Below are 23,249 nucleotides of genomic sequence, written 5' to 3'. Positions count from 1 at the left end.
GCCTTACAGAGCCCGGTTGCGGGCAATGGGTGGGTTCTTGGCGAAGTAGCGCTGGATGCCCGACATGAGGGCATCGGCCAACTCTCCCTGGTAATCAGGGTCGCGCAGTTTGCTCTCTTCTTCCGGGTTGGAGATGAAGCCGGTTTCAACCAGCACGGATGGGATGTCGGGTGCCTTGAGCACGGCAAACCCGGCCTGTTCAACCGCGCCCTTGTGCAGTTTGCCAATCTTGCCAAGGTGCCCGAGGATGGCGGAACCCAGTTTCAGGCTGTCCTTGATCTGGGCCGTGGTAGACATGTCCAGCAGGGCACGCATCACGGTGGCATCCTTGGCCTTGATGTTCACGCCACCGACCATGTCGGATGCATTTTCCTTCTTGGCCATCCAGCGTGCCGCTGCACTGGTGGCACCGTTTTCAGACAGGGCAAACACGGATGCACCATGTGCCTGCTGGTTCATGAAGGCATCTGCATGGATGGACACGAACAGGTCGGCCTGTACCCGTCGAGCCTTGTTGACCCGTTCATGCAAGGGCACGAAGTAGTCAGACTCCCGGGTCAACATGGCGCGCATGCCAGGCTGGGCATTGATGCGGGCGCGCAGCATGCGGGCCACGGACAGCACCACGTCCTTTTCGTACAGGTTGCTGGGGCCGACCGCCCCGGGGTCTTCGCCACCGTGCCCGGGGTCGAGCGCGATGATCACCAGGCGTTGCGTGCCGTTGCGGCTGGCCATGCCGCTGCTGTCCTTGTCGTCGGGCGTAGAGGCCGATTTGTCGGCGACCACAGACTCGGCCGGTAGCGCAGATTTGTCTGTGCGGGCTTTGCTCTTGTCTCCGGGGGAATTTTTGCTCACCGGCGCCCGCATGGCCACCTTGTCATCGGTGTGGCGTTTCAGGTCGCCGATGAAATCGCCCAGCGCGTCATTCATGTCAGCCGCAGCCTGCGCAGAGCGTTTCTTGTCCACCATGTCGTCCAGGCTGACAGGCCCGGGGGCCGCCGATGCGGGCGTGGCACTGGCTGCCGAGGGCGGACTGCTGGGTGCCGAGGGCAGAGGCGCCGGCGCATAGGGTGGCGTCTGGAGGGCCTTGTTCGGGTCCGGTGCGGTCGATGGGTACAGGTCGAACACCAGCCGGTGCTGGTATGCCGCCACTGGCTGCAAGGTGAACACCTGTGGGGCCACAGCTTGCTTCAGGTCGAACACCAGCCGCACCACATTGGCTTTGAACTGCCCCACCCGTACACCCGCGATGAAGGGGTCATCGGGTTGGACCTTGCTGACAAGCTCCTTGAGCTGGGCACTCAGTGTGAGCCCTTCGATGTCCACCACCAGTCGGTGCGGGTTGGCGATGAGAAAGTGCTTGGCCTGCAGCGGGGTATCGGATTCAAGTGTGACCCGGGTGTAATCGCTAGCGGGCCAGACCCGCACAGCCAGCAACTGCGCGCCGTGGGCGAGCTCCATGGGCCCCAGCAGCATGAGCACGCTGCCTTGCAGGGCACCGGTGAGTAACTGCCGACGAGACAGTCCGCTTGGGGTGTTCAACTGCTCAGGATGGCGATCAGCCATGGACGCCTCCTTGTGTGTGTGTCATCTGTTGCAGCCACTGCTGGCCAAGTGCCGTTTCTGCCTGAATCTCGACAGACCGCTGTGTGTCGTCGATGGGTGTCAAAGTCAGTTTCAGGTCCGCAGGAGGCAGCAAGCCGCTTGCTTTCTCTGGCCACTCAACCAGCTTCAGGCCGGGGCTGCCAAACAGGTCGCGAAAGCCGGCGTCTTCCCATTCCTGAGGGTCGTTGAAGCGGTAAAAGTCAAAATGCCAGATCGACATGCCAGGGGCATCATGCGGCTCGACCACCGCGTAACTGGGGCTCTTTATGCGCCCCTGGACACCCAGCGCACGCAGCAGATAGCGAGTGAACGTGGTCTTGCCGGCCCCCAAGGTGCCATGCAGCTCAATGACGATGGAGGCTTGCTGGCGGAGTGCGGGACCCAGCATGGCTGCCCATTGTTCAGCCATGCGCTGGCAATCTGCCTCATCACGCCAAATCATGTGCGCGAGGCCGTCTTGCAGGTTCGAATTGTCTGGTGTGCTTGATACGATCGTCACATGCATCCGGAACAGCTTTCATCGCCTATCACCACGCCTGCAGGCCTTGCGGTCGATGCCGACCAGGTGATGTCTCAATTGCGATGTTGGGCGTCAGAGCTTGGATTCTCGCAGATTGGCGTGGCAGGCATTGATTTGTCAAGTGCTGAAGCCGGTTTGATCGACTGGTTGGCGCGTGGTTTCCACGGTGAGATGCACTACATGGCTCAGCATGGGCTCAAGCGCGCGAGGCCAGCCGAGTTGGTGCCGGGCACGGTCCGGGTGATCACGGCGCGTATGAATTACTTGCCTGCCGCCATGGCGTCGGACTGGCAGGCGGTGGAGTGGCATCGCTTGTCTCAGCCATCGGCTGCTGCCGTCTCCATGTATGCCCGTGGGCGGGATTACCACAAGGTATTGCGTGCCCGTTTGCAGACGCTGGCAGAGCGTCTGGCGGGGCTGCTGGGCCCATTCGGTCACCGGGTGTTCACCGATTCGGCGCCGGTGCTGGAGGTCGAACTGGCCAGTCGCAGTGGCCTGGGCTGGCGGGGTAAACACACCTTGCTGCTGTCCCGGCAGGCAGGCTCCACCTTCTTCCTGGGCGAGATCTATGTGGATGTGGCCTTGCCCTTGAGCGAACCGGAGAGCGCCCATTGCGGCTCCTGCCGGTCGTGCATGGACCTGTGCCCGACGCAGGCCATCGTGGGCGAGCGTCTGGTTGATGCGCGCCGTTGCATTTCTTACCTGACGATCGAGCATGCGGGCGCCATCCCGCTGGAGATGCGGCCCTTGCTAGGCAACCGCATCTACGGCTGTGATGACTGCCAGCTGGCTTGCCCCTGGAACAAGTTTGCGCAGCCTGCATTGGTGCCCGATTTCGACGTGCGCGGGGTGTTCCGTTCGCCCGTATTGCTGGACCTCTGGCGCTGGGATGAGGCCACATTCCTGAGAACCACAGAAGGCAGCCCGATCCGCCGCATCGGCTTCAGCCGATGGCAGCGCAACATCGCGGTGGCGTTGGGCAACGCCCTGCGGGCCGGTGAAGATGTGGCCGTGCGTGAAGCCTTGCATGCGTGGCTGGCTGCGCCGCCAGCGGGCGTCGATTTGGAACTGGTGCGCCCACATGTGTTGTGGGCACTGGATCAGGCCTGAGCGGAGTCGATCCGGTGGTCCAGTTCGGCGATGCAGGCTTTCATATCTTGCTCACACCGGGCGATCAAGGCTGGAACGTCCTCAATGGTCAGCCCCTTGGTTTCTACAGGCGGTAACGATCGGATGATGATCTCGCCGCTGTGCCAGCGGTTGAGGTTCATGTGCCGCAGATAGGAGCTGGCACACACCATCATGATGGGCACCCCGGCCGTCACCGCCGTGTGAAAAGCCCCTTTCTTGAGGGGCAGCAGGCCCTTGCCGTGGTTGCGGGTGCCTTCGGGGAATACCCAGATCGATGTGTCCTTGTTGAGCAGGGTGTCACTGGTGGCCAGCATGGCTTCCTTGGCCTTGCGGGCATTGCCGCGGTCGATCATGACGTTGCCAGACAGCCAGTAGACCTGACCGAAGATGGGAACCCACTTCAGGCTCTTCTTGCCGATGCTGACCGTGCGACGTGGCACCACCGAGCCCATCACGAACAGGTCGTGATTGGACTGGTGGTTGGCCAGAACCACGAATGGGCGGGGCTGGCCACGAAGTGTGTCGACTTCGTGGCGCACCTTCAGCCCCATGATGCGCAGAGCAGGGAAGGCGTAGATGGCGGCACAGATGCGGCTGTTGTCGGGGTTGAACGGGCGCAGGAGCACCACCAGCACATTGAGTACCCCGGCCACCACGAACCAGGCTCCAACCAGGAGCAGGCGAATCACGTAAAGCATCTAAGCGCCAATCTCTATCAACAAACGAAAGCCGCGAGTCTAAGCGCAGCGCTCAGTCGTTGGTCAGCACCAGCTTGCCACGCACCTTGCGCGAGCCCATCAGCGTGAAGGCTTCCTTCAGTTGCGACATGGGCATCTTCTGTTCCACGACGGGCTTGATCTTGCCCTCCATGTACCAGGCAGCCAGTTGCATTAGACAGGCGGCGTTGTTCTGCGGCTCGCGCTTGGCAAACTCGCCCCAGAACACCCCCATGATGGAAGCACCCTTGAGCAAGGGGAGGTTCAAGGGAATGGCCGGGATCTCTCCCTGTGCAAAACCGATGACCAGGTAGCGGCCACGCCAGGCGATGGAGCGGAAGGCCTGTTCGGCCAGGTCGCCCCCGACGGGGTCATAGATGACGTCGGGGCCTTTGCCCTCGGTCAGCACTTTCAGTTCATCACGCAGGTTGCCCGTGCTGTAGTTGATGGTCGCGTCAGCGCCCAACTCCTTGCACAGCGCGCACTTTTCGTCGCTTGATGCTGCGGCAATGACCTTCGCACCAGCAGCCTTGGCAATCTGGATGGCGGCGGTGCCGACACCACCGGCCGCGCCCAGCACCAGCACGGTTTCCCCGGCTTTCAGGGCAGCGCGGTCCATGAGGCCGTGGTAGGACGTGCCATAGGTGCACAGGAAGGCCGCACCATCTTCGAAGCTGAAGGCCGGTGGCAGGGGCATCAGCAGCGCGGCCGGTGCCACGGTGTGCGTGCCAAAACCACCCAGACCGGCGAAGCCCGCCACGGACATGCCGGGCTTGAGGTGTGTCACCCCTTCACCGACGGCTTCCACCACACCCGCGAACTCGGCGCCGGGCACGAACGGTGGGTTGGGCTTCATCTGGTATTTGCCCTGAACGATCAGCAGGTCCGGGAAATTCAGGCTGGCTGCCTTGATGGCCACACGCACATGGCCCTTGGTGGGCTCGGGCGTAGGAATGTCTTTCCAGGTCAGGGCATCGGGGCCGGTTGGCTCGTCACAGATCCAGGCTTGCATGTTGTCGCGTCTCCTCGTTATAGAAGGGTCTCAGATGGACCTTGGTGTGAAAGTGTCGCATTGCTGCATGTCACCGGATTCAAAGCCGCGTTTGAACCAGGTCACACGCTGCTGGCTGGTGCCATGGGTGAAACTTTCTGGCACGACTTGTCCTTGCGACTTGCGCTGCAAGGTGTCGTCGCCAATCTGTGATGCGGCGTTGAGGGCCTCTTCCAGGTCACCTGATTCCAGAATCTGTCTTGTCCGCTGGGCGTGGTTGGCCCACACGCCGGCATAGCAGTCGGCCTGCAATTCCAGGCGCACGCTCAGGGCGTTGTAGGCGCGCTGGCTGATGCGGCCCCGCGCTTCGTCCAGCTTGGCGGAGGTGCCCAGCAGGTTTTGAACATGGTGACCCACCTCATGGGCAATCACATAGGCCTGAGCAAAGTCGCCCGGTGCGCCCAGGCGGTCGCGCAAGGTGTCGTAGAACGCCAGATCAATGTAGACCTTGTGGTCACCGGGACAATAGAAGGGCCCCATCGCGGCTTGCCCCTGACCGCAGGCAGTCGGTGTGCTGCCGCGGAACAGCCGCAACTTGGGGTCTTCGTAAGTGCGCCCCATGGCCTGAAATTGCGCGCGCCACACGTCTTCGGTGTCGGCCAGCACGGTTGAGACAAAGCGGGTTTGCTCATCCTGCGCGGTCTGGTGTGGCGTGGGTTGCTGCTGAGAGCCCAGCTGTGTTGGGTTGCCGCCTCCACTGATGACATTGAGCACGGTCAGCGGGTTGACGCCCAGAAAATAGCTGGCCACCAGGGCGATGGCCACGGTGCCCAGGCTGATGCCGCGACCGCCAATGGGCAGGCCACCACCGCCTCCGGTCGAGCTGTCCCGCACGTCTTCGACGTTGTCACTTTGGCGATTGCCTTCCCAGCGCATGTTTGACTCCCGTATCCGTATACCTGATGGCGCGTTGCATGTTAGCAGTGCGGTTCCGCGCGCAGCTGTCACACAACTATAAAATGGGGCAGTTCATTCCTACGCGACCTTGTTCGCTCAAGCACATGTCCGCCCATTCTTCGGCAACCGATCTGCCCGTCGTCATCATTGGTGCGGGGCTGGCCGGTCTGACGGTGGCCCTGCATCTGGCCGAAACCCAACCCGTGATCGTGCTGGCCAAGCGCCAGCTGGAAGAAAGCGCCACCGCCTGGGCCCAGGGCGGCATTGTTGGCGTGCTCGGCAACGATGACAGCATCGAATCTCACGTCCGAGACACCCAGGAGGCCGGAGCCGGTCTGGTGGATGAGCGTACGGCCGAGTTCATTGCCCGGCATAGCGCAGATGCAATCGAGTGGCTGGTCGAGCGGGGGGTGCCGTTCTCACCCGATCCCGATGGCCCGCTGGGCTTGCACCTGACGCGTGAAGGCGGGCATGCCGTGCGCCGTATTGCGCATGCAGCCGATGCCACCGGCAAAGCCATTCACGATGTGCTGCTTGATGAGGTCAAGCAGCACCCTAACATCTCGCTGCGCGAGAAGTGGATGGCGATCGATCTGATCACGGACCGCCATTTGCGCAAGGGGGGCCTGGGTGCCGGGGGCGGCGGTCGCTGTCATGGCGTCTATGCCCTGGATATTGAAACCCAGCGTGTGGAGACGATTTCTGCCACGGCTGTGGTGCTGGCAACGGGCGGTGTTGGCAAGGTATACCGCTACACCAGCAATCCGGAAACATCGACGGGCGATGGCATTGCCATGGCTTGGAGAGCAGGTTGTCGGGTTGGCAACATGGAGTTCATCCAGTTCCACCCCACCTGCCTGTATCACCCCCAGGAGCGCAGCTTCCTGATCACCGAGGCATTGCGTGGAGAAGGTGGCATGCTGCGCCTGCCCGACGGCACACGCTTCATGCCGGCGCATGACCCGCGTGGCGAGCTGGCCCCGCGTGACATCGTTGCCCGCGCGATCGACTTCGAGATGAAAAAGCATGGCCTGGACCATGTCTGGCTCGACGCGACCCACCTCGGCGAAGCCTTCCTGAAGGAGCACTTCCCGACCATCTATGCCCGTTGCCTGTCGCTGGGTATCGATATCGCCAAGCAGCCCATTCCCGTTGTCCCCGCGGCGCACTACACCTGCGGTGGCGTGGTGACCGATCTGCATGGCCGTACCGATCTGCCTGGCCTGTATGCTGTGGGCGAAACCACCTACACAGGGCTGCACGGTGCCAACCGGCTGGCCAGCAATTCTTTGCTCGAGTGTGTGGTGTTGGGTAGAACCTGTGCGGATGACATCGAGGCCCAGAAGCCCTCATCGGTGCCGGCTTTGCCCGACTGGGATGAAAGCCAGGTGTCCAATGCCGACGAAGAGGTCGTCATCGCCCACAACTGGGACGAGTTGCGTCTGCTGATGTGGAACTACGTGGGCATTGTGCGGACGACCCGTCGTCTGGAGCGTGCGCTGCACCGCATCAAGTTGCTGCGCAGTGAGATTGACGACTACTACGCTGCATTCCGCGTGACGCGTGACCTGCTGGAGTTGCGCAACCTGGTCGATTGCGCCGAGTTGATCGTGCGATCGGCCTTGTCGCGCCAGGAAAGCCGCGGTCTGCACTTCAGCCGCGACTATCCACGTACCTTGCCGGTCAGTTTCCCGACCATCTTGTGCAAGAAAGCCAAGAAAAAGGACGCCTGGCTGCCCTGAAAAGGTGTGCGTTGATCCGGTTCAGCGGCGCGCACGCATGGCGGCGCGCGCCTGCACGAATTCAAAGGCGTAGCCAATGGCTTCCTTGATGCTGGCCTCGGTGTCCGCGCGTTCCTTTTCGGTCTGATAGAAGGCGAAATCCACCTTGTGACGGATGTAGCGGGCGGGCAGACGGTTCAAGGCCACACAGGCCACGTCTGCCAGCTGGTCATCTTTCACCGCGGGGTAGCGGCTGGCGGCATCCAGCACGGCTTCAAAGACGAGGTGTTCGTAGTAGTTCTGGATCGAGGTGAAGTCGGTCGGCATGGAAAGGGTTCCTCAGAGAATCCCCCTCAGTGTCGCGCGAAGTGCTCGATCATGGTGCACAAAAACCAGCCGTGAAAACGGCCAGTTCGTGGACAAAGTCCCACCCCTGGCCGCTTCGGCATCTCAGCTGCCAATGCGCTCCAGCACGCGCAGCGAGAAGTCCACAGCCTTCACGTCCTTGGTCAGTTTGCCGATGGAGATCCGGTCCACGCCTGTCGCCGCGATGTCGCGCAACTGATCGAGGGTGACGCCGCCCGATACCTCCAGCAAGGCTTCGCCCTGGGCGACTTCCTTGTTGATCGCGACGGCGGCACGCATCATGTCGTAATCAAAGTTGTCGAGCAGCACGCTCTTGGCACCTGCGGCCAGGGCTTCGCGCAGCTCTTCGAGGTTTTCGACCTCTACCTGGATGGTGATCTGATCGCGCAAGGGGGCTGTTTGAGCTGACACCAGTGTCTGGGCATTCTTGACAGCGGCGGTGACACTGCCGGCTGCCGCGATGTGGTTTTCCTTGATCAGGATGCCGTCATACAGGGCCAGTCGCTGGTTGGCGCCACCACCAACCCGTACAGCATATTTCTGCGCCAGGCGCAGCCCGGGCAAGGTCTTTCGGGTGTCAAGAACCACGCACCCACGCGGGTTGGGCGATGCGCCCTCGATCGCTTTCATGTGGCGGTAGGTGAGGGTGGATACCGCAGAGAGCGTTTGCAGGAAGTTGATGCCGGGGCGCTCGGCCGTCAGCAGGGCACGGCCATCGGCCTGAATGGCGCACACCTCGGTGTTCGGCGCCATCAAGGCCCCTTCCTCGTAGGCCCAGGTGATGGTGGCCTGTGGGTCGAGTTGGAAGAGGCAGGCTTCAAACCACGCGCGCCCGCACAGCACAGCTTCCTCCCGGACGATCAGTCGGGCCTTGACGCGCTGATTGGCGGGCACCAGTTGCGCGGTCCAGTCACAAATGCCGACGTCTTCGAACAGCGCATCACGGACGTTGCGATCACGGGCTTCTTGAAGTGTTTCGTTGTGGTCAAACATGGCCGGAATCAATCTGAAATCAGTCGTAAGGGGCAGCATCAGGCTGCGCCGATATGGGGGACAAACCCCTGGGCAGGCTTGGTGATAGCGGCGGGATGCTGGGCCACAAAGGCCAGCATGCGGTCGATGCAGCCATGCGCCTTGATGCGGATATCTTCCGGCACGGCAATCTCACCCACCCCTTGGGTGAGGCAGTCGAGCACACCTTGCAGTCCGTTCATGGCCATCCACGGGCAGTGCGCGCAACTCTTGCAGGTGGCACTGTTGCCGGCCGTCGGGGCCTCGATCAGCACCTTGTTGGGCGCCATCTGGCGCATGCGGTGCAGGATGCCGTTGTCGGTGGCCACGATGAACGCGGGGGCATCCGACTCGACCACAGCCTTGAGCAGTTGGGACGTCGAGCCGACCACATCAGCCTGGGCCACCACGCTTTCGGGTGATTCGGGGTGCACCAGCACCAGAGCCTTGGGGTGCTCCTTCTTGAGGAGGTCGAGTTCCAGCCCCTTGAACTCATCGTGAACGATGCAGGCACCGTTCCACATCAGCATGTCGGCGCCAGTTTCGCGCTGGATGTAGCGCCCCAGGTGGCGGTCAGGTGCCCAGAGGATCTTCTCGCCTTGATCTTTGAGGTGCTTGACGATGGACAGCGCACAGGAGCTGGTCACCATCCAGTCGGCCCGCGCCTTGACGGCCGCGCTGGTGTTGGCATAGACCACGACCTTGCGATCAGGATGGGCGTCACAGAACTGGATGAAGTCATCGGCAGGACAGCCCAGATCCAGCGAGCAGGTGGCATCCAGGTCCGGCATCAGTACCCGTTTTTCGGGGCTAAGGATCTTGGCTGATTCACCCATGAATTTCACGCCAGCGACGATCAACGTTTGTGCGGCATGGTCCCGGCCGAAGCGGGCCATCTCGAGCGAGTCGGACACGCAGCCGCCGGTTTCCATGGCCAGATCCTGCAGGTCGCCATCAACGTAGTAATGGGCGACCAGCACGGCGTTCTGTGCCTTCAGTTGTGCCTTGATGCGGGCTTTGACCTCGGCTTTGACGTCGGGGGTCAGCGGCGCAGGGACTTTGGCCCAGGCGTGAGCCGTGCACGTGGCGCCGGACGCATCCTGGCGGTCGTAGTCGTAGACGATGGTGTCGGGGGCGGAACTCATGGTCGTATCTCAGCGCAAATGAGCAGGGGCTGTGAACAGGGATGCTAGCCCAGTTGGTCAGTCGGACAGGTCGTCCGATTTGAATACCTGGGGGCGATGAGGGCGAGATGGGGGCGGCAAATGGCGTGTCAAGCGCCAGCGGTCTATCAAAGCCACCAGTTCGCAGGGCACCCACACCGCATAAAACGCAAAAATGACGTCACTGAGGAAGTGGCCGCCCTGCATGATGCGACCCATGCCAATGATGGCGCCCGCTACCACCCCGATGAGCAACCAGCGGCGGCGCCAGACGGGGCCGGCGGTCAGCCCCAGGCTCATCAGCCAGAAGCCGGTGGCAGCGTGACTGCTGACAAAGCTGCGGTGAGAGTCCGGATCATCGCCGGGCTGGAAGGGGCCGTGAAAGGGCTGGTTGCCGCCGAATTGCTCTACCTGCACGGGGCGTGGGCGCCCGACCGTATTCTTGAAGATGCCCTCGATCAGCAGACCAGGCCCGATCACGCCGCAAATGACGGCAATCACGGCCATGTGTCGCCAGCTGTGAACGCATTGGCGAGCCAGTTGGCTGTGGCCAAGTCGAGCGGCCAGGCGGGCCAACAAGGGGGCGGCCAGCGCAAACACGGCCAGCACAGCCAGGATGGTTCGGCCGATCGGAGGAGTCCAGACGTACAGCAGGCGCACCAGCGGGTCGTTGGCGTGGACGAACCCTTGTCCTGTAGAGAAGTAGCGAGCTGAAAACGCCAGATCGATCTGGGGCACTTTCGCATACAAGGCCATGCACAAGAACAGGCCTGCCCAAATCAGCATGCTGCCACGGCCGTCTTGCCCGGCCTCATCCAGATCACCTTCGTGTGTCGGTGTGCGCATGTCAATCTTCAGATGGGGTCGGTGCGGGGCCTGATGCCGAGCCATAGCCCTTGAAACCGCGGGCCACATACACGCGCAGCGACAGCATCCTGTCTGGTGCGATCGGGACCTGCACCGTACGCAACAACTGGCTCGACTGGAACCGATCGAGCACCGATGGCGATGCCATGCGGTCGGTCACATAGAGCACGTCCTGGCCGGGCGTGCCAGGCATGCTGTTGGTCATCTGATAGTGGTCCAGGCGGGTGCCCTTCGGGTTCCATGCCATCGGGTGTACATCGAACTGACGCCAGTGGTATGCCGTCTGGGTCAGGATCAGGCGGCTGTCTGCCATCACGGGCAAGCGGGCAAGGTCATCCTGGTTTCGAACGGGTGCCAGGGCGTCATAGGCGGTCTGCCAGCCGCGCATGCGAACCAGGATGTCGAATTTGCCGGGCAATGTGCCGTGCGCCAGTTCTTGTGCATGAAACACCGCACCGGTCAGCAGCAGGTTGCTGACCACAGCCAGTCCCACCCACCTTGTCATGGCTTTGCCGGCGGTGGCCAAGCGGTATGCCAGGATCAAGATGACGCCAAGCAGCGCTGGCGCAGCCCAATTGACATGGGCATCCGCCTTGAAGGCCTGCAGTACCGCCAGGGCCAGCAACGGGGCGCTGCCCGCCAGCAGGAAGGTGCTGACACCTTGGTTCGTTTTACCCGACTCTTCGTCAGAGCGGTGACCACGACCAGCCAGCCAGGCGGCCAGAACCGCGAAGGGCCCGAGTGCTGCAATCTGACCCAGCAGGAAGATCATTGCCGGAACGATGCCCCCACTGCGGGCCGATTTGGTGGTGATGTCAGCCGTGTGCTGCAAAGTGGGGAAGTGGTTCTGGACATTCCACCAGATGTTGGGCGCGACCACCACGGCCGCGGCCAGCGCTGCCATCCAGGGGCCTGGCCGCCACAGACCTTTTCGAGGGCCAGGTACAGCCCACAAGACCCACAGGGCAGTCAATGCGAAGGCCCCCATGGTGTACTTGCTCATCACACCCAGGCCGACAGCCAGGCCGCAGGCCAGCCAGTCAAGCGGCTTGTCTTGGGTCTGTGCGCGCCACAGTGCCCAGGACGCCAGCGCCCAGCACAGCAGCAAGGGGCCGTCTGTGCTGACGACCATGCCCAGCAATCCGACCAAAGGCATGGTCAGGAACAGTGCAGCAGCAACCCATCCAGATCGCACCCCGACCTCGCCAGGCCACAATGCCCGCGCCAGACCTGCCAGAACACCCGCTGTCAGCGGGTAAAGCAGCATGGAAAGGGTCTTCACGCCCAGCACGCCAGAGCCCAGCAGTGCCGTGCTCAGCCAGATCTCGGCCGCCACCATGGGGGGCTTGGAGTAATAACCCCAGTCCATGCGGCGAGACCAGTCCCAATATTGGGACTCGTCAAAGAACAGCGAGATGCCGCTGTGCTGCACAGCCCACAGCCTGTACAGCGTCAGCAGGCCAGCCAGCAACACGAACAAAGCCCAACCGGCAGACTGCTTGCTGGGCGAGGCGGGCGACAAGGGGGTGTCCGACATGCCGTGCCTGATCAAGCCTGATGGTGCCAGCCTTCGTCGGGGGCCTGCTCAGGGGCCGCCGTGGTGTGATAGGGCGACACTTCACCACGGTCATAGTAGATGCGGATCAGCAACTCAGCCAGGACGCCGGTGGTCAGGAACTGCAAGCCACCGAGAACAAAGAAGAAGCCCAGCCACAGCAAGGGTCGGCCGCCAATGCTGTAACCCAACAGCTTCAAGCCGGCCAGGTAGGTCAGGATCAGGCCACCAATGAGGCCAACACCCAGACCGACGCCGCCGAAGAAGTGACCAGGGCGTCCCGCAAAGCGCAGGAAGAAATTGACGGCCAGCAAGTCCAGCACCACACGCAAGGTGCGGGAAATACCGTACTTCGACTCACCACGGGTACGGGCGTGGTGGCTCACGGGCATCTCTGCCATGCGGGCAGGGGAGGTAACGGTGGCCATCCATGCCGGGATGAAACGGTGCATTTCACCGTACAGACGCACCCGCTTGAGCACGCTCGCACGGTAGGCCTTGAGACTGCAGCCCAGGTCCTGGAATTCCAGGCCCGTGATCTTGCGGATCAGACGGTTGGCAATGCGGGAGGGTACCTTGCGCAGCCACAGGCCATCCTGACGGTTCTGACGCCAGCCAGCCACCAGATCCAGATCTTCATTGACCAGCTTCGCCACGATGGCCGGAATGTCCTTCGGGTCGTTTTGGAGGTCGCCGTCCAGCGTCACGATCACGTCACCACGGGCTGCATCGATACCAGCCTGCATGGCAGCCGTCTGGCGGAAATTGCGCCACAGATGGACCGGGCGCACGTGCGGGCCACGAAGGCGGGCCTGCTCATCCAGTGCTTCGCGGGTGCCGTCGCGGCTGCCGTCGTTGACGATGATGAGTTCCCACTCGTAGGGGTAGCTGTCGAGGGCGTTGTGCACCGCCGTGACAAACGGCTCCACATTGTCAACCTCGTTGTACATCGGTACGACCACCGACAGGCGGTGCGGTGCAGCAGCGGGGTGCTGGTGGGTATCAGGTGTCAAAACAGCAGTCATGTATCAGCTCTCAAGCCAGATCAATTTGAAAATTCAGAGGGTGGGCCCGGTGCCAGGCCGGTCTACCAGCTGGTGTGTCCGATTCAGGTGCGACAAACCGGCAGCCACGGCGCCGGCGAGCACGGCGCACAAAAGAAAACACAGGTGCAAGGCCAATGCAGCACCAACAGCCTGACCCAGGGATGGTGACTGAGCCGGCAGCAATGCAGCCATGCCAGCCCATACGCCGGCTTCGTACGTTCCAAAACCTGCTGGGCCCTGAAGCGGCAATACGGCGGCCAGTTCCCCGCCCAGCGCGCCTCCCCATCCGGTGGACCACGGCGCGTGGCTGATGGCAGCCAGCAATGTGGCGCCCGCAGCCAGCTTGAGCGCCCAGTTGGCCAGTGTCAACAGCCAGGCCGCTGGTCGATGGTGTGCGCGTTCAAGCAGGGCAGACTGGAGTTTGGCTGCGATGGCTCGCCAACCGCCCGCATGAGGTGTGATGGATTGAGCATTCTTCAGCAGACGCTGCAGCAGCCACCATCCAGCATGCCAGCCTCCCAGCAGCAAGCCGATGCCGGCGACACGCAGCCACCAGGTGATGCCTGGCCACAAGGCCAGCCCCAACCCCATCAGGATGACCAGATCCTGCAGGCGCATCCAGATCAGGCACACCACGGCACGTGCAACCGGCAGGTTCAGTTCGCGGGCGGCAAACCAGGGAAAGCTCAGCTCACCGGCACGCATGGGCAGCAGGTTGATGGCCGCATTGTGTTGCAGGATGACCCTCAGCGCATCGGTTCTCAGACCCAGCCATCGGGAGGGAGGTTGGTGCATGTCATCGAGATTCAGCACCACTTGCAGCCGTGCGGCACGCAGGCCATAACTCACCAGTAGCCCACCAATGGTCAGTGCCCAGATAGAGGCAGGGGTGGCTTGGGCGGCCTCCCAGGCGGATTGCATGGGTGCGCGGTACAGCAGCCATGCCAGCAAGCCAAGACCGAACGCCCAGGCCAAGGCCTGCTTCCAGCGGGAAGCGCGTTGCGGAGATTCGGTCGAGGTGGTCACGTGTTGTTTCGGGTGGCTGGGCTAACCCTCTATTGTCCCGTATCTTTGTCATGGCTGCAGGCATGACCAAAATCAGGCCTGTAGAAATTTAGCAGGCCAAAATCAACCTTCGCTATGATCCTTTAACTATTTGGAATTTGTAACGATGACCTCCTTTGCGACCTGTGATCTGTGTGACGAGCACAAGAACGACTCCGACGGCGCTTTCCGCGTGCTGCCGCCGGTTTTCAAGGACTATGGCAAGCGCATCAAGTTCTCCGGTCAGGTGAGCACCGTCAAGTGCTTTGAGGACAACACCCTGGTCAAGGCGGCTGTCGACTCTCCGGGGAATGGCCGTGTGCTGGTGGTTGATGGTGGCGCTTCGCTGCGTCGGGCGCTGGTGGGGGGCAACTTGGGCAAGGCTGCGGCCAAGAATGGCTGGGCTGGCGTGGTGGTGGATGGCTGCGTGCGTGACTCTGCCGAGCTGGCTGAGTGCGATGTAGGCATCCGGGCCCTGGGCCTGATGCCCCTTCCCACGGAAAAGCGCAATGAAGGTCAGACCGATGTGGCGGTGCAGATTCAGGGCGTCTGGGTGCGTCCTGGCGATTGGCTGTATGCCGATGAGGACGGCATCGTGATCATGCCGACACCGAAGGCCTGATCAGTCTCACTTTGGGGCATTTGGTGGGGCTTGTCGTTCGGCCGCTCCCCCCAATTTCCAGGCAGTGACCAGCCAGACCAGGCTGATGGGTACGGCCAGCCAGCTGATCTGGCTGGTGCTCATGCCCAGGCTTCGAAGGCCATTGAAAATCCATGCCGAGCTGGTGTCGCCTGTGCGGTGTACGAGGGTGTCGATCACATTCTTGGCACGGTATTGCTGTTCAACGGGCAGGGCATTGAACAAGGTTTCTCGCGCCGGCTTGCTGATGGCATATTCGCCGGCTCGGCGGAGCACGCCCAGTGTGACCAGTACGCTCAGCACAGGGGACATCGCCAGCGCGTTGTAGCCCATGACCGATATCACCGGCATTGTGATCAGCAAGGCCCGGGTGCCCAGGCGTTCGATGAGTTTGCCAAAAGCCAGAACCTGAACCAGCAGAGTTACCACATTGACCAGCAGGTCAACGCTGGCCAGCAACTGTGTGCGCTCCCCACTGTTGCTGATGTGCTGGGGCACCAGTTCTGTTTGCTGAAAATACAAAAACGTGGACAGCAAGGAATAGCAGAAGAGAAACAGGCAGATGCCCAGCAGATAGGGGCTGCGCACCACGTCCAGCAGGCCACTCCAGAGATTGCCTGAGAAAGCCGGGGACGCCGGCTCCTGCTGGCAGGCATCGGCGCGCGGGTTGCTGGAAGCCCACCGCCTCAGGGCGAGGCTGGACACGATGCACAGCGTCAGCAAGCCTGCCGATACCAGCACCAGCCCTTTTGCGCCGATGGGGCGCGCCAGCAGCCAGGCCAGTGACGGACCTGTGAGCGCGCCGGTAGTGCCACCTGCGGCAATGAAGCCTACCAGCCGTCTGGCCTGTTCCGTGGTGAACAGATCGGCCATGAAGCTCCAGAAAATCGACACGGCGAACAGGTTGAAGACGCTGACCCAGACGAAGAAGGCGCGGGCGACCCACGGCGATTGGGTACCGCTCAACATCAGCACCTCATAGAAGCCCAGGAGGTTGATGATGAAAAAAGCGTACAGCCAGGGCAGAAGGTGTCTGCGCTCGAACCGTCGGGTCAGCCAGCCAAAAACGGGCACGATGGCCAGCATCGTCAGAAAGACCGCTGAAAACAGCTCATGCAGTGCGTCCGGGCCGAGCTGGATGCCCATTTCGTCGCGCAGCGGACGCAGCACATAGTACGCAGCCAGCAGGGCGAAGAAAAATACGAAAGACCACAAGGCTGCGGGCAGCTCTCTGGCCTGAGCGCGCGAGAGCTTGTGCAGCCAGCCCGTCTGGGTCACGGTGTGACAACTTCCAGTACGCGGTCCAGGCCACCCGAGTTGATGGCGACCATGGCTTGCTCTCGGACTTTGGGCTTGGCGTGATACGCCACGCTCAGTCCCGCCACACCCATCATCAGCAGGTCATTGGCGCCGTCGCCCACGGCAATGGCTTGCGATGGAGCACAGCCCACGCGAGCGCACAGATTCAGCAGATGCTGCTTCTTGGCTTCTCCATCCACAATGGGCCCCAGGACGTGACCGGTCAGCAAGCCATCCTGAACTTCGAGCACGTTCGAGTGGGCTTCGTGCATGCCCAGGGTGTCTTTGACCCGATCGGCGAAGAACGTGAAGCCGCCAGAGACCAGCAAGGTCTGCAGGCCTGCGGCTTTGGCGGCATCGATCAGGGCATGGGCGCCGGGATTGATGCGCAGGCGGCTTTCGTAGACCTCATTCAGTGAGGCGGCAGGCACCCCCTTGAGCAGGGCCACGCGGCGGCGCAGGCTATCTTGGAAATCCGTGATCTCACCCCGCATGGCGGCTTCCGTGATGGCTGCCACCTCGGCCTTTTTGCCCACCACATCGGCAATTTCATCGATGCACTCGATGCTGATGAGGGTGGAGTCCATGTCAAAGGCTATGGCTTTGAAGTCGCACAGATTCAGCGGCGGCTCAAAACGCTGGATGACAAGGCCGGGGGTGATTTCTCGGGCAGACATGGGGCAAGGACATGGCACGGACTAGACAGGGGCACCATTATCCCCTGACGCCTGGGGCGCGTTATGCTCGCGGGCATTCCCCGTTCAGGAGGGTATCCATGTCGAAGGCGCGTCAACAAGCTCTGGCTAACCATGCGGTGGAGCTGATGTCAGGGTTCGCAGATGTTCAGTCGAAGGCCATGTTCGGCGGCTTTGGGCTCTTCCTTGATGGCTTGATGTTTGCGCTCATCATCGAAGACCGGCTGTACTTCAAGGTGGATGATGAATCGGAGCCCTTGTTTGCGGCGCTGAACCTGCCACGGTTTACCTACGTGTCGGCTGGCCGGCCGGGCTCGCTGAGGTACCGGGCTGCACCGGCGGAGGCCTATGACGACCCCGGCCACATGGTGCTGTGGGCGCGCCGCGGGTTTGACTGCGCACTGAGGCAGCAGCAGGCCAAGGCCCGCAAGCCCAGACGGTCGGCGACCTTGCATGATGTGGCAGCCTTGCCCAATCTGGGCCCCCAAAGCCTGGCGCTGCTGACCAAGGTCGGCTTGGGCAGTGAGACGGCATTGCGCCGTGCCGGGGCTGTGCTGGCTTATGCCCGCGTCAAGGCCGCCTATCCGCGTACCAGCCTGAATTTGCTGTGGGCCCTGGAGGGCGCCTTGACTGGGCGCAACTGGAAGGACGTGGCCGAGCAGGACCGAGCCAGTTTGCTGATGGCCCTGGAGGATGTCCAGCGGCATCTCGTTTGAGATAATCCGCCCCTATGCTGCGAATCACCGAACTCCGTCTCCCCCTCAACCATGCCGAGGACGCACTGCGCCCGGCCATCGTGACCCGACTGGGGGTGAAGGACGCGCAGCTCGAGAGCTTCGTCGTGTTCAAGCGCTCTTACGACGCGCGCAAGAAGAGCGCCATCGTGCTGATCTACACGATCGACTGCGAATTCGTCAGCGATGACATCGAGCAAGGCGTGTTGGCCAGGCTGGAGAAAGATCCACACATCCGTCCTACGCCGGATACCTCGTACAAGTTTGCGGGACATGCGCCTGCCGATTTCCAGCAGGATAAGCGCCCGGTGGTGATCGGCTTCGGGCCTTGCGGCATTTTTGCCGCGCTGATTCTGGCGCAGATGGGATTGCGACCCATTGTGCTGGAGCGAGGCAAGCAGGTGCGTGAACGAACCAAGGACACGTGGGGCCTTTGGCGCCAAAGTGTCCTCAACCCCGAGTCGAACGTGCAGTTTGGCGAGGGCGGTGCAGGCACTTTTTCTGACGGCAAGCTCTACAGCCAGATCAGCGATCCGCGACACCTGACGCGCAAGGTGCTCACCGAGTTCGTCAAGGCAGGGGCGCCGGAAGAAATTCTGTACGTCAGTAAACCCCACATCGGTACCTTCCGGCTGGTGAGCATGGTCGAGAAGATCCGCGAGGATATTGAGCAATTGGGCGGCGAGATCCGTTTCGAGCAGCACGTGACGGACGTGGTCATTGACCAGGGCCACATCCGCGGCGTGGTGCTGGAGTCGGGCGAGCACATCGAAGCCGACCACGTGGTGCTGGCACTGGGCCACAGTGCGCGCGACACCTTCAAGATGCTGCACGCCCGAGGCGTGTTCATGGAGCCCAAACCGTTCTCGGTCGGTTTCCGGGTGGAGCACCCGCAAAGCATCATCGACAAGGCCCGTTTCGGCCCCAACGCCGGCAACGAGATCCTGGGCGCGGCCGATTACAAGCTGGTGCACCATGCCAGCAATGGCCGCTCGGTCTACAGCTTCTGCATGTGCCCTGGGGGAACGGTGGTGGCGGCCACGTCCGAGCCCAATCGGGTGGTGACCAATGGCATGAGCCAGTATTCGCGTGCGGAGCGCAATGCCAATGCGGCCATCGTGGTGGGCATCACCCCGCAGGATTACCGGCAGGATGGTCTGCATGACGGCCCGGTCAATCCGCTGGATGGCATCGAGTTCCAGCGCATCTGGGAGTCGCGTGCTTTCGAGTTGGGTGAGGGCAACTACATGGCGCCGGCCCAGTTGGTGGGCGATTTTGTCAAAGGCCAGCGCAGCCGTGTGCTTGGCAATGTGCAGCCCTCATACAAGCCTGGGGTGACGCTGACCGATCTGGCTCAGTCCGGCTTGGGAAGTCTGCCTGATTACGCTCTGGCGGCTCTGAAAGAGGCTTTCCCTGCCTTTGACAAGCAGATCAAGGGGTTTGGCATGGCCGATGCCGTGCTGACCGGGGTGGAGACCCGTACGTCGTCACCGCTGCGTATCACCCGCGGTCGGGACTACCAGAGCCTCAACGTCAAGGGCTTGTACCCGGCCGGTGAGGGCGCCGGTTATGCGGGCGGCATCATGTCGGCCGGGGTCGATGGCATCGAGGCGGCAGAAGCCGTTGGCGCCGCCATCCTCGGTGTCAAAGCCCCAGGCATCAAGGACCTGGGCTGATCAGGCTCAGGCTTTGAGCGGCTGCCCCAGGGAGCGCAAGAGGTCACGCACATACTGGGCGCGGTCCTTCGGGTCGCTGAGGGCCTTTTCAATGCGCAGCTTGTCGTTGCCGGCGAGCTTGATGGCCCGGTTCTTTTGCACCAGTTCGATGATCCGCATGGGGTCAATCGGCGGGTTGGGGCGGAAGGTGACGTTGATCACCCCAGGTGCGGCGTCGATCTTCTGCACGCCGTAAGGACCGGCCATGACGCGCAGGCGATGGGTGTCGAACAAGGCCTGACCTTGAGGTGGCAGCTTGCCGAAGCGGTCGACGATCTCCTCAAGCATGGCGTCGATCTTGTCGAGCGAGTCGGTGGTGGCAATGCGCTTGTACAGGCTCAAGCGCACATGCACATCGCCGCAATAGCTGTCTGGCAACAGGGCAGGTGCATGCAGATTGATGTCGGTGCCGCCGCCGAACATGCCCAGCGGGGACAGCAGGTCTGGCTCTTTCCCGGCCTTCAATGAGCGCACGGCTTCGGCCAGCATCTCGTTGTAGAGCTGGAAGCCGACTTCCATCATGTTGCCGCTCTGGTTGTCGCCCAGCACTTCGCCCGCCCCTCGGATTTCCAGGTCGTGCATGGCCAGGTAGAAGCCGGAGCCGAGTTCTTCCATGTTCTGGATGGCATCGAGCCGCTGGGCCGCCTGTTTGGTGAGCCCCTCGACATCAGGCACCAGCAGATAGGCGTAGGCCTGGTGGTGAGAGCGCCCGACACGACCGCGCAACTGGTGCAACTGCGCCAGGCCGAACTTGTCGGCGCGGCTCATGATGATGGTGTTGGCGGTTGGCACGTCAATGCCGGTCTCGATGATGGTGGAGCACAGCAGGATGTTGTAGCGCTGGGCCACGAAGTCACGCATCACCCGTTCCAGTTCGCGCTCGGGCATCTGGCCATGGGCGATGGCAATGCGCGCCTCCGGAATCAACTCGGCGAGCTTGTCACGTCGGTTTTCGATGGTCTCGACTTCGTTGTGCAGGAAGTAGATCTGGCCACCGCGTTTGAGCTCACGCAGGACCGCTTCGCGGATCACGCTGCTGTTTTCGCTGCGCACGAAGGTCTTGATGGCCAGTCGACGTTGCGGTGCGGTGGCGATCACGCTGAGGTCGCGCAAGCCCTCCATGGCCATGCCCAGTGTGCGAGGTATGGGCGTGGCGGTGAGGGTCAGTACATCGATGTCGGCGCGCATGGCCTTGATGGCCTCTTTATGGCGGACACCGAAGCGGTGCTCTTCGTCGATGATCAACAGCCCCAGCCGCTTGAATTTGACCGACTCGCTGAGCAGCTTGTGGGTGCCCACGACGATGTCGATGGTGCCGTCTTCCAGGCCCTGCATGGCGGCTTTCACTTCCTTGGCAGATCGGAAGCGCGACATCTCGGCCACCTTCACAGGCCATTGCGAAAAGCGGTCGGCAATGTTCTGGTAATGCTGCTCAGCCAACAGCGTGGTTGGTGCCAGCAGGGCCACCTGCTTGCCACCCGTCACAGCCACAAAGGCCGCGCGCAGGGCCACCTCGGTCTTGCCGAAGCCCACGTCACCGCACACCAGCCGGTCCATGGGACGGGGGCTGATCATGTCCTGCACCACAGCATGGATCGCCGCGCGCTGGTCGGGGGTTTCTTCAAAGCCGAAACTTGCTGCAAACGCCTCGTAGTCGTTGGGCGAGTAACGGAAGGCGTAGCCTTCGCGAGCAGCTCGGCGTGCGTAGAGATTGAGCAATTCGGCCGCGGTATCGCGCACCTGCTCGGCTGCCTTGCGTTTGGCTTTGTCCCACTGACCTGATCCCAATTTGTGCAGGGGGGCCTCTTCGGGGCTGACACCGGTGTAGCGGCTGATCAACTGCAATTGCGACACGGGCACATACAACGTGGCCTTGTCGGCATATTCCAGGTGCAGAAACTCTGTCGGGCCTTCGCCCAGATCGAGGTTGATGAGCCCGTGATAGCGGCCAATCCCGTGGTTGGCATGGACCACCGGGTCACCGATGTTCAGCTCGGAGAGATCCTTGATGAGGGAGTCGACATCCGTGGTCTGTTCCTGCTTGCGGCGGCGACGCACTGTGGGCGCAGCGTCAAACAGTTCGGTTTCGGTGATGAACTCGATACCGGGGGTTTGTCCGCTTGGGTCGTGCCAGATGAAGCCGCCGGCAAAAGGCGCGACCGTCATGGCCATGGCGTGGTCGCTCGCCACGAAGGCGTCCAGACCGTCGATGCTAGGCAGGCTGATCTGATGGTCGCGGAGCAACTCCAGCAGACTTTCTCGCCGGCCATTGCTTTCGGCGATCACCAGCACACGCTGGCTGGCCTGGCGAAGGTGGCTTTGCAACTTGCGCAAGGGCTCTTGGGCGCCGCGCTCGGCCGCCAGGTCCGGCAGCGGGCGAGCCCAGTCCACAGGATCCGACCCGCGAACAGCCAGCTGTGCGTGGCGGTTGGCACGCGTGAAAAACTCGTCTGGCTTCAGGTAAAGGTCTTCCGGGGGCAGCAGGGGGCGCTCGGGGTCATGCTGCAGGAAACGATGGCGCTCACGGGTTTCAGTCCAGAACCGGCTGAGCGCTTCGTCGATGTCACCGTGCAGGATCAATACAGCGGTGTGGCCCAGATGATCGAAGATGGTGGCGGTCTCATCAAAGAACAGCGGCAGGTAGTACTCGATGCCGCCTACGGCGACGCCGTTGCCCATGTCCTTGTATGCGCGGGCTTTGCTCGGATCACCCTCAATCCGTTCTCTCCAGCGGTTGCGGAAGGCGGCCCGCGACTCTTCGTCCATCGGGAACTCACGACCAGGCAGCAGGCGCACCTCTGGCACGGGGTACAGGCTGCGCTGGCTGTCGGGGTCAAATGTCCGAATCGAGTCGATCTCGTTGTCGAACAGGTCGACGCGATAAGGCACCGGAGAGCCCATCGGGAAAATGTCGATCAAGCCACCTCGTACCGCATATTCGCCAGGCGACATCACCTGGCTGACATGGTCGTAGCCAGCCAGTGTCAATTGACTCTTGAGTGCTGCCTCATCCAGCTTTTGCTTGGCCTTGAAATGAAAGGTATAGGCAGCAAGGAACGAAGGGGGCGCCAGCCGCGTGAGCGCAGTGGTGGCAGGCATCAGCACCAGATCGACGCCCGTGTCAGCCTTGACGCCTTGCTGCACCCGCCACAAGGTGGCGAGTCGCTCTGAGATCAGATCATGGTGGGGCGAGAACGTGTCGTAGGGCAGTGTTTCCCAATCCGGGAAGATGGCCGAGCGCAACTCCGGCGCAAAGAAGGCCACTTCATCGACGAGGCGCTGTGCGTCGCCCGGGTCGGCACAGATCAAGGCTGTGACCAGCCCCTCGGCCTTGCGCGCCTGTGTGAACCGCGCCAGCAGCAGCGCATCGGCAGAGCCGATGGGGCGAGGCACGTGGAAGCGTTTACCGACAGAGACGGGCGGGAGCGGGAAGGATGGCAACATGGCGCGCAGCAATGACAAAGCGCCCGGAC

General features: G+C 62.2%; 20 protein-coding genes. 5 read left to right on the top strand and 15 right to left on the bottom strand.

The annotated features are described in order from the left end of the window. Nucleotides 1–3: 3 nt before the first annotated feature. Both ACE3PH_RS08060 and tsaE read right to left on the bottom strand, forming a co-directional pair. Nucleotides 4–1,566, bottom strand: coding sequence for an N-acetylmuramoyl-L-alanine amidase (locus tag ACE3PH_RS08060; RefSeq protein ID WP_374317675.1), 1,563 nt, complete (start codon nucleotides 1,564–1,566; stop codon nucleotides 4–6). Next, nucleotides 1,559–2,047 carry a tRNA (adenosine(37)-N6)-threonylcarbamoyltransferase complex ATPase subunit type 1 TsaE gene (gene tsaE, locus ACE3PH_RS08055; RefSeq protein ID WP_374317673.1) on the bottom strand — a complete coding sequence of 163 codons (489 nt, stop codon included), beginning with the start codon at nucleotides 2,045–2,047 and terminating at the stop codon, nucleotides 1,559–1,561. The genes ACE3PH_RS08060 and tsaE overlap by 8 nt, the downstream gene beginning before the upstream one ends. A 126-nt stretch (nucleotides 2,048–2,173) precedes the next feature. Between tsaE and queG the strand changes: the two genes are divergently transcribed. Beyond that, entirely contained in the window at nucleotides 2,174–3,235 is a 1,062-nt protein-coding gene (gene queG / locus ACE3PH_RS08050) for a tRNA epoxyqueuosine(34) reductase QueG (protein WP_374317840.1), read from the top strand. Here queG and ACE3PH_RS08045 read toward each other — a convergent pair. From ACE3PH_RS08045 to ACE3PH_RS08035, 3 genes are all read right to left on the bottom strand, one after another. Continuing rightward, the gene (locus tag ACE3PH_RS08045; protein WP_374317671.1) at nucleotides 3,226–3,945 is read right to left on the bottom strand and encodes a 1-acylglycerol-3-phosphate O-acyltransferase; all 720 of its coding nucleotides are present in this window, start codon (nucleotides 3,943–3,945) and stop codon (nucleotides 3,226–3,228) included. The genes queG and ACE3PH_RS08045 overlap by 10 nt on opposite strands. A 61-nt stretch (nucleotides 3,946–4,006) precedes the next feature. Further along, the gene (locus ACE3PH_RS08040) at nucleotides 4,007–4,984 is read right to left on the bottom strand and encodes an NADPH:quinone oxidoreductase family protein (RefSeq protein ID WP_374317669.1); all 978 of its coding nucleotides are present in this window, start codon (nucleotides 4,982–4,984) and stop codon (nucleotides 4,007–4,009) included. Between the two features lie 30 nt (nucleotides 4,985–5,014). Beyond that, complete coding sequence (locus ACE3PH_RS08035) at nucleotides 5,015–5,899, bottom strand: neutral zinc metallopeptidase (RefSeq protein ID WP_374317667.1); 885 nt, start codon at nucleotides 5,897–5,899, stop codon at nucleotides 5,015–5,017. A 125-nt stretch (nucleotides 5,900–6,024) separates the two neighbouring features. Here ACE3PH_RS08035 and nadB point away from each other — a divergent pair, with 125 nt between their 5' ends. Then, nucleotides 6,025–7,662 (top strand): L-aspartate oxidase, encoded by a 1,638-nt coding sequence (nadB, locus tag ACE3PH_RS08030; RefSeq protein WP_374317665.1) that lies wholly within the window; start codon nucleotides 6,025–6,027, stop codon nucleotides 7,660–7,662. Nucleotides 7,663–7,683: 21 nt separating this feature from the next. Here the strand turns inward: nadB and ACE3PH_RS08025 are convergent, their stop codons facing one another. From ACE3PH_RS08025 to ACE3PH_RS07995, 7 genes are all read right to left on the bottom strand, one after another. Continuing rightward, nucleotides 7,684–7,968: a late competence development ComFB family protein gene (locus ACE3PH_RS08025; RefSeq protein WP_374317663.1), complete on the bottom strand. Its 285-nt coding sequence runs from the start codon at nucleotides 7,966–7,968 to the stop codon at nucleotides 7,684–7,686. A gap of 123 nt (nucleotides 7,969–8,091) precedes the next feature. Further along, nucleotides 8,092–9,000, bottom strand: coding sequence for a carboxylating nicotinate-nucleotide diphosphorylase (gene nadC, locus ACE3PH_RS08020; RefSeq protein WP_374317661.1), 909 nt, complete (start codon nucleotides 8,998–9,000; stop codon nucleotides 8,092–8,094). 38 nt (nucleotides 9,001–9,038) lie between these two features. Further along, nucleotides 9,039–10,163 carry a quinolinate synthase NadA gene (gene nadA, locus ACE3PH_RS08015; protein WP_374317659.1) on the bottom strand — a complete coding sequence of 375 codons (1,125 nt, stop codon included), beginning with the start codon at nucleotides 10,161–10,163 and terminating at the stop codon, nucleotides 9,039–9,041. Nucleotides 10,164–10,220: 57 nt separating this feature from the next. Continuing rightward, the gene (locus ACE3PH_RS08010) at nucleotides 10,221–11,027 is read right to left on the bottom strand and encodes a phosphatase PAP2 family protein (protein WP_374317657.1); all 807 of its coding nucleotides are present in this window, start codon (nucleotides 11,025–11,027) and stop codon (nucleotides 10,221–10,223) included. A 1-nt stretch (nucleotide 11,028) separates the two neighbouring features. Next, nucleotides 11,029–12,585, bottom strand: coding sequence for an ArnT family glycosyltransferase (locus tag ACE3PH_RS08005; RefSeq protein WP_374317655.1), 1,557 nt, complete (start codon nucleotides 12,583–12,585; stop codon nucleotides 11,029–11,031). An 11-nt stretch (nucleotides 12,586–12,596) separates the two neighbouring features. Continuing rightward, the gene (locus tag ACE3PH_RS08000) at nucleotides 12,597–13,628 is read right to left on the bottom strand and encodes a glycosyltransferase family 2 protein (protein WP_374317653.1); all 1,032 of its coding nucleotides are present in this window, start codon (nucleotides 13,626–13,628) and stop codon (nucleotides 12,597–12,599) included. 33 nt (nucleotides 13,629–13,661) lie between these two features. After that, nucleotides 13,662–14,675 carry a lysylphosphatidylglycerol synthase transmembrane domain-containing protein gene (locus tag ACE3PH_RS07995; RefSeq protein WP_374317651.1) on the bottom strand — a complete coding sequence of 338 codons (1,014 nt, stop codon included), beginning with the start codon at nucleotides 14,673–14,675 and terminating at the stop codon, nucleotides 13,662–13,664. Nucleotides 14,676–14,820: 145 nt separating this feature from the next. On the opposite strand from ACE3PH_RS07995, the gene rraA reads away from it, so the two are divergent. Then, on the top strand, nucleotides 14,821–15,315 hold the full coding sequence (gene rraA / locus ACE3PH_RS07990; protein WP_374317649.1) for a ribonuclease E activity regulator RraA: 495 nt from the start codon (nucleotides 14,821–14,823) through the stop codon (nucleotides 15,313–15,315). 6 nt (nucleotides 15,316–15,321) lie between these two features. Here the strand turns inward: rraA and ACE3PH_RS07985 are convergent, their stop codons facing one another. Then, entirely contained in the window at nucleotides 15,322–16,611 is a 1,290-nt protein-coding gene (locus ACE3PH_RS07985) for an NTP/NDP exchange transporter (protein WP_374317647.1), read from the bottom strand. Beyond that, complete coding sequence (gene serB / locus ACE3PH_RS07980; RefSeq protein ID WP_374317645.1) at nucleotides 16,608–17,309, bottom strand: phosphoserine phosphatase SerB; 702 nt, start codon at nucleotides 17,307–17,309, stop codon at nucleotides 16,608–16,610. Before serB ends, ACE3PH_RS07985 begins: the two co-directional genes overlap by 4 nt. 98 nt (nucleotides 17,310–17,407) lie before the next feature. On the opposite strand from serB, the gene ACE3PH_RS07975 reads away from it, so the two are divergent. Together ACE3PH_RS07975 and ACE3PH_RS07970 are read left to right on the top strand one after the other, a co-directional pair. Beyond that, nucleotides 17,408–18,043 carry a TfoX/Sxy family DNA transformation protein gene (locus tag ACE3PH_RS07975; RefSeq protein WP_374317643.1) on the top strand — a complete coding sequence of 212 codons (636 nt, stop codon included), beginning with the start codon at nucleotides 17,408–17,410 and terminating at the stop codon, nucleotides 18,041–18,043. A 14-nt stretch (nucleotides 18,044–18,057) separates the two neighbouring features. Then, on the top strand, nucleotides 18,058–19,737 hold the full coding sequence (locus tag ACE3PH_RS07970; protein ID WP_374317641.1) for an NAD(P)/FAD-dependent oxidoreductase: 1,680 nt from the start codon (nucleotides 18,058–18,060) through the stop codon (nucleotides 19,735–19,737). 6 nt (nucleotides 19,738–19,743) lie between these two features. On the opposite strand, the gene mfd is transcribed toward ACE3PH_RS07970, so the two are convergent. Next, entirely contained in the window at nucleotides 19,744–23,220 is a 3,477-nt protein-coding gene (mfd, locus tag ACE3PH_RS07965; protein WP_374317639.1) for a transcription-repair coupling factor, read from the bottom strand. Between the last annotated feature and the right edge of the window lie 29 nt (nucleotides 23,221–23,249).

It is taken from the genome of Aquabacterium sp., from assembly GCF_041909175.1.
Lineage (GTDB): Bacteria > Pseudomonadota > Gammaproteobacteria > Burkholderiales > Burkholderiaceae_C > Aquabacterium.
This window is presented reverse-complemented; position numbering and strand designations above follow the sequence as displayed.

Coding starts and splice junctions, on each gene's coding strand:
- ACE3PH_RS08060 (WP_374317675.1), bottom strand. CDS start 1,566: ATGGCTGATCGCCATCCTGAGCAGTTGAACACCCCAAGCGGACTGTCT.
- ACE3PH_RS07975 (WP_374317643.1), top strand. CDS start 17,408: ATGTCGAAGGCGCGTCAACAAGCTCTGGCTAACCATGCGGTGGAGCTG.
- serB (WP_374317645.1), bottom strand. CDS start 17,309: ATGTCTGCCCGAGAAATCACCCCCGGCCTTGTCATCCAGCGTTTTGAG.
- nadA (WP_374317659.1), bottom strand. CDS start 10,163: ATGAGTTCCGCCCCCGACACCATCGTCTACGACTACGACCGCCAGGAT.
- queG (WP_374317840.1), top strand. CDS start 2,174: ATGTCTCAATTGCGATGTTGGGCGTCAGAGCTTGGATTCTCGCAGATT.
- ACE3PH_RS08010 (WP_374317657.1), bottom strand. CDS start 11,027: ATGCGCACACCGACACACGAAGGTGATCTGGATGAGGCCGGGCAAGAC.
- ACE3PH_RS08025 (WP_374317663.1), bottom strand. CDS start 7,968: ATGCCGACCGACTTCACCTCGATCCAGAACTACTACGAACACCTCGTC.
- nadB (WP_374317665.1), top strand. CDS start 6,025: ATGTCCGCCCATTCTTCGGCAACCGATCTGCCCGTCGTCATCATTGGT.
- ACE3PH_RS08000 (WP_374317653.1), bottom strand. CDS start 13,628: ATGACTGCTGTTTTGACACCTGATACCCACCAGCACCCCGCTGCTGCA.
- ACE3PH_RS08040 (WP_374317669.1), bottom strand. CDS start 4,984: ATGCAAGCCTGGATCTGTGACGAGCCAACCGGCCCCGATGCCCTGACC.
- ACE3PH_RS08035 (WP_374317667.1), bottom strand. CDS start 5,899: ATGCGCTGGGAAGGCAATCGCCAAAGTGACAACGTCGAAGACGTGCGG.
- nadC (WP_374317661.1), bottom strand. CDS start 9,000: ATGTTTGACCACAACGAAACACTTCAAGAAGCCCGTGATCGCAACGTC.
- rraA (WP_374317649.1), top strand. CDS start 14,821: ATGACCTCCTTTGCGACCTGTGATCTGTGTGACGAGCACAAGAACGAC.
- mfd (WP_374317639.1), bottom strand. CDS start 23,220: ATGTTGCCATCCTTCCCGCTCCCGCCCGTCTCTGTCGGTAAACGCTTC.
- tsaE (WP_374317673.1), bottom strand. CDS start 2,047: ATGATTTGGCGTGATGAGGCAGATTGCCAGCGCATGGCTGAACAATGG.
- ACE3PH_RS07970 (WP_374317641.1), top strand. CDS start 18,058: ATGCTGCGAATCACCGAACTCCGTCTCCCCCTCAACCATGCCGAGGAC.
- ACE3PH_RS08005 (WP_374317655.1), bottom strand. CDS start 12,585: ATGTCGGACACCCCCTTGTCGCCCGCCTCGCCCAGCAAGCAGTCTGCC.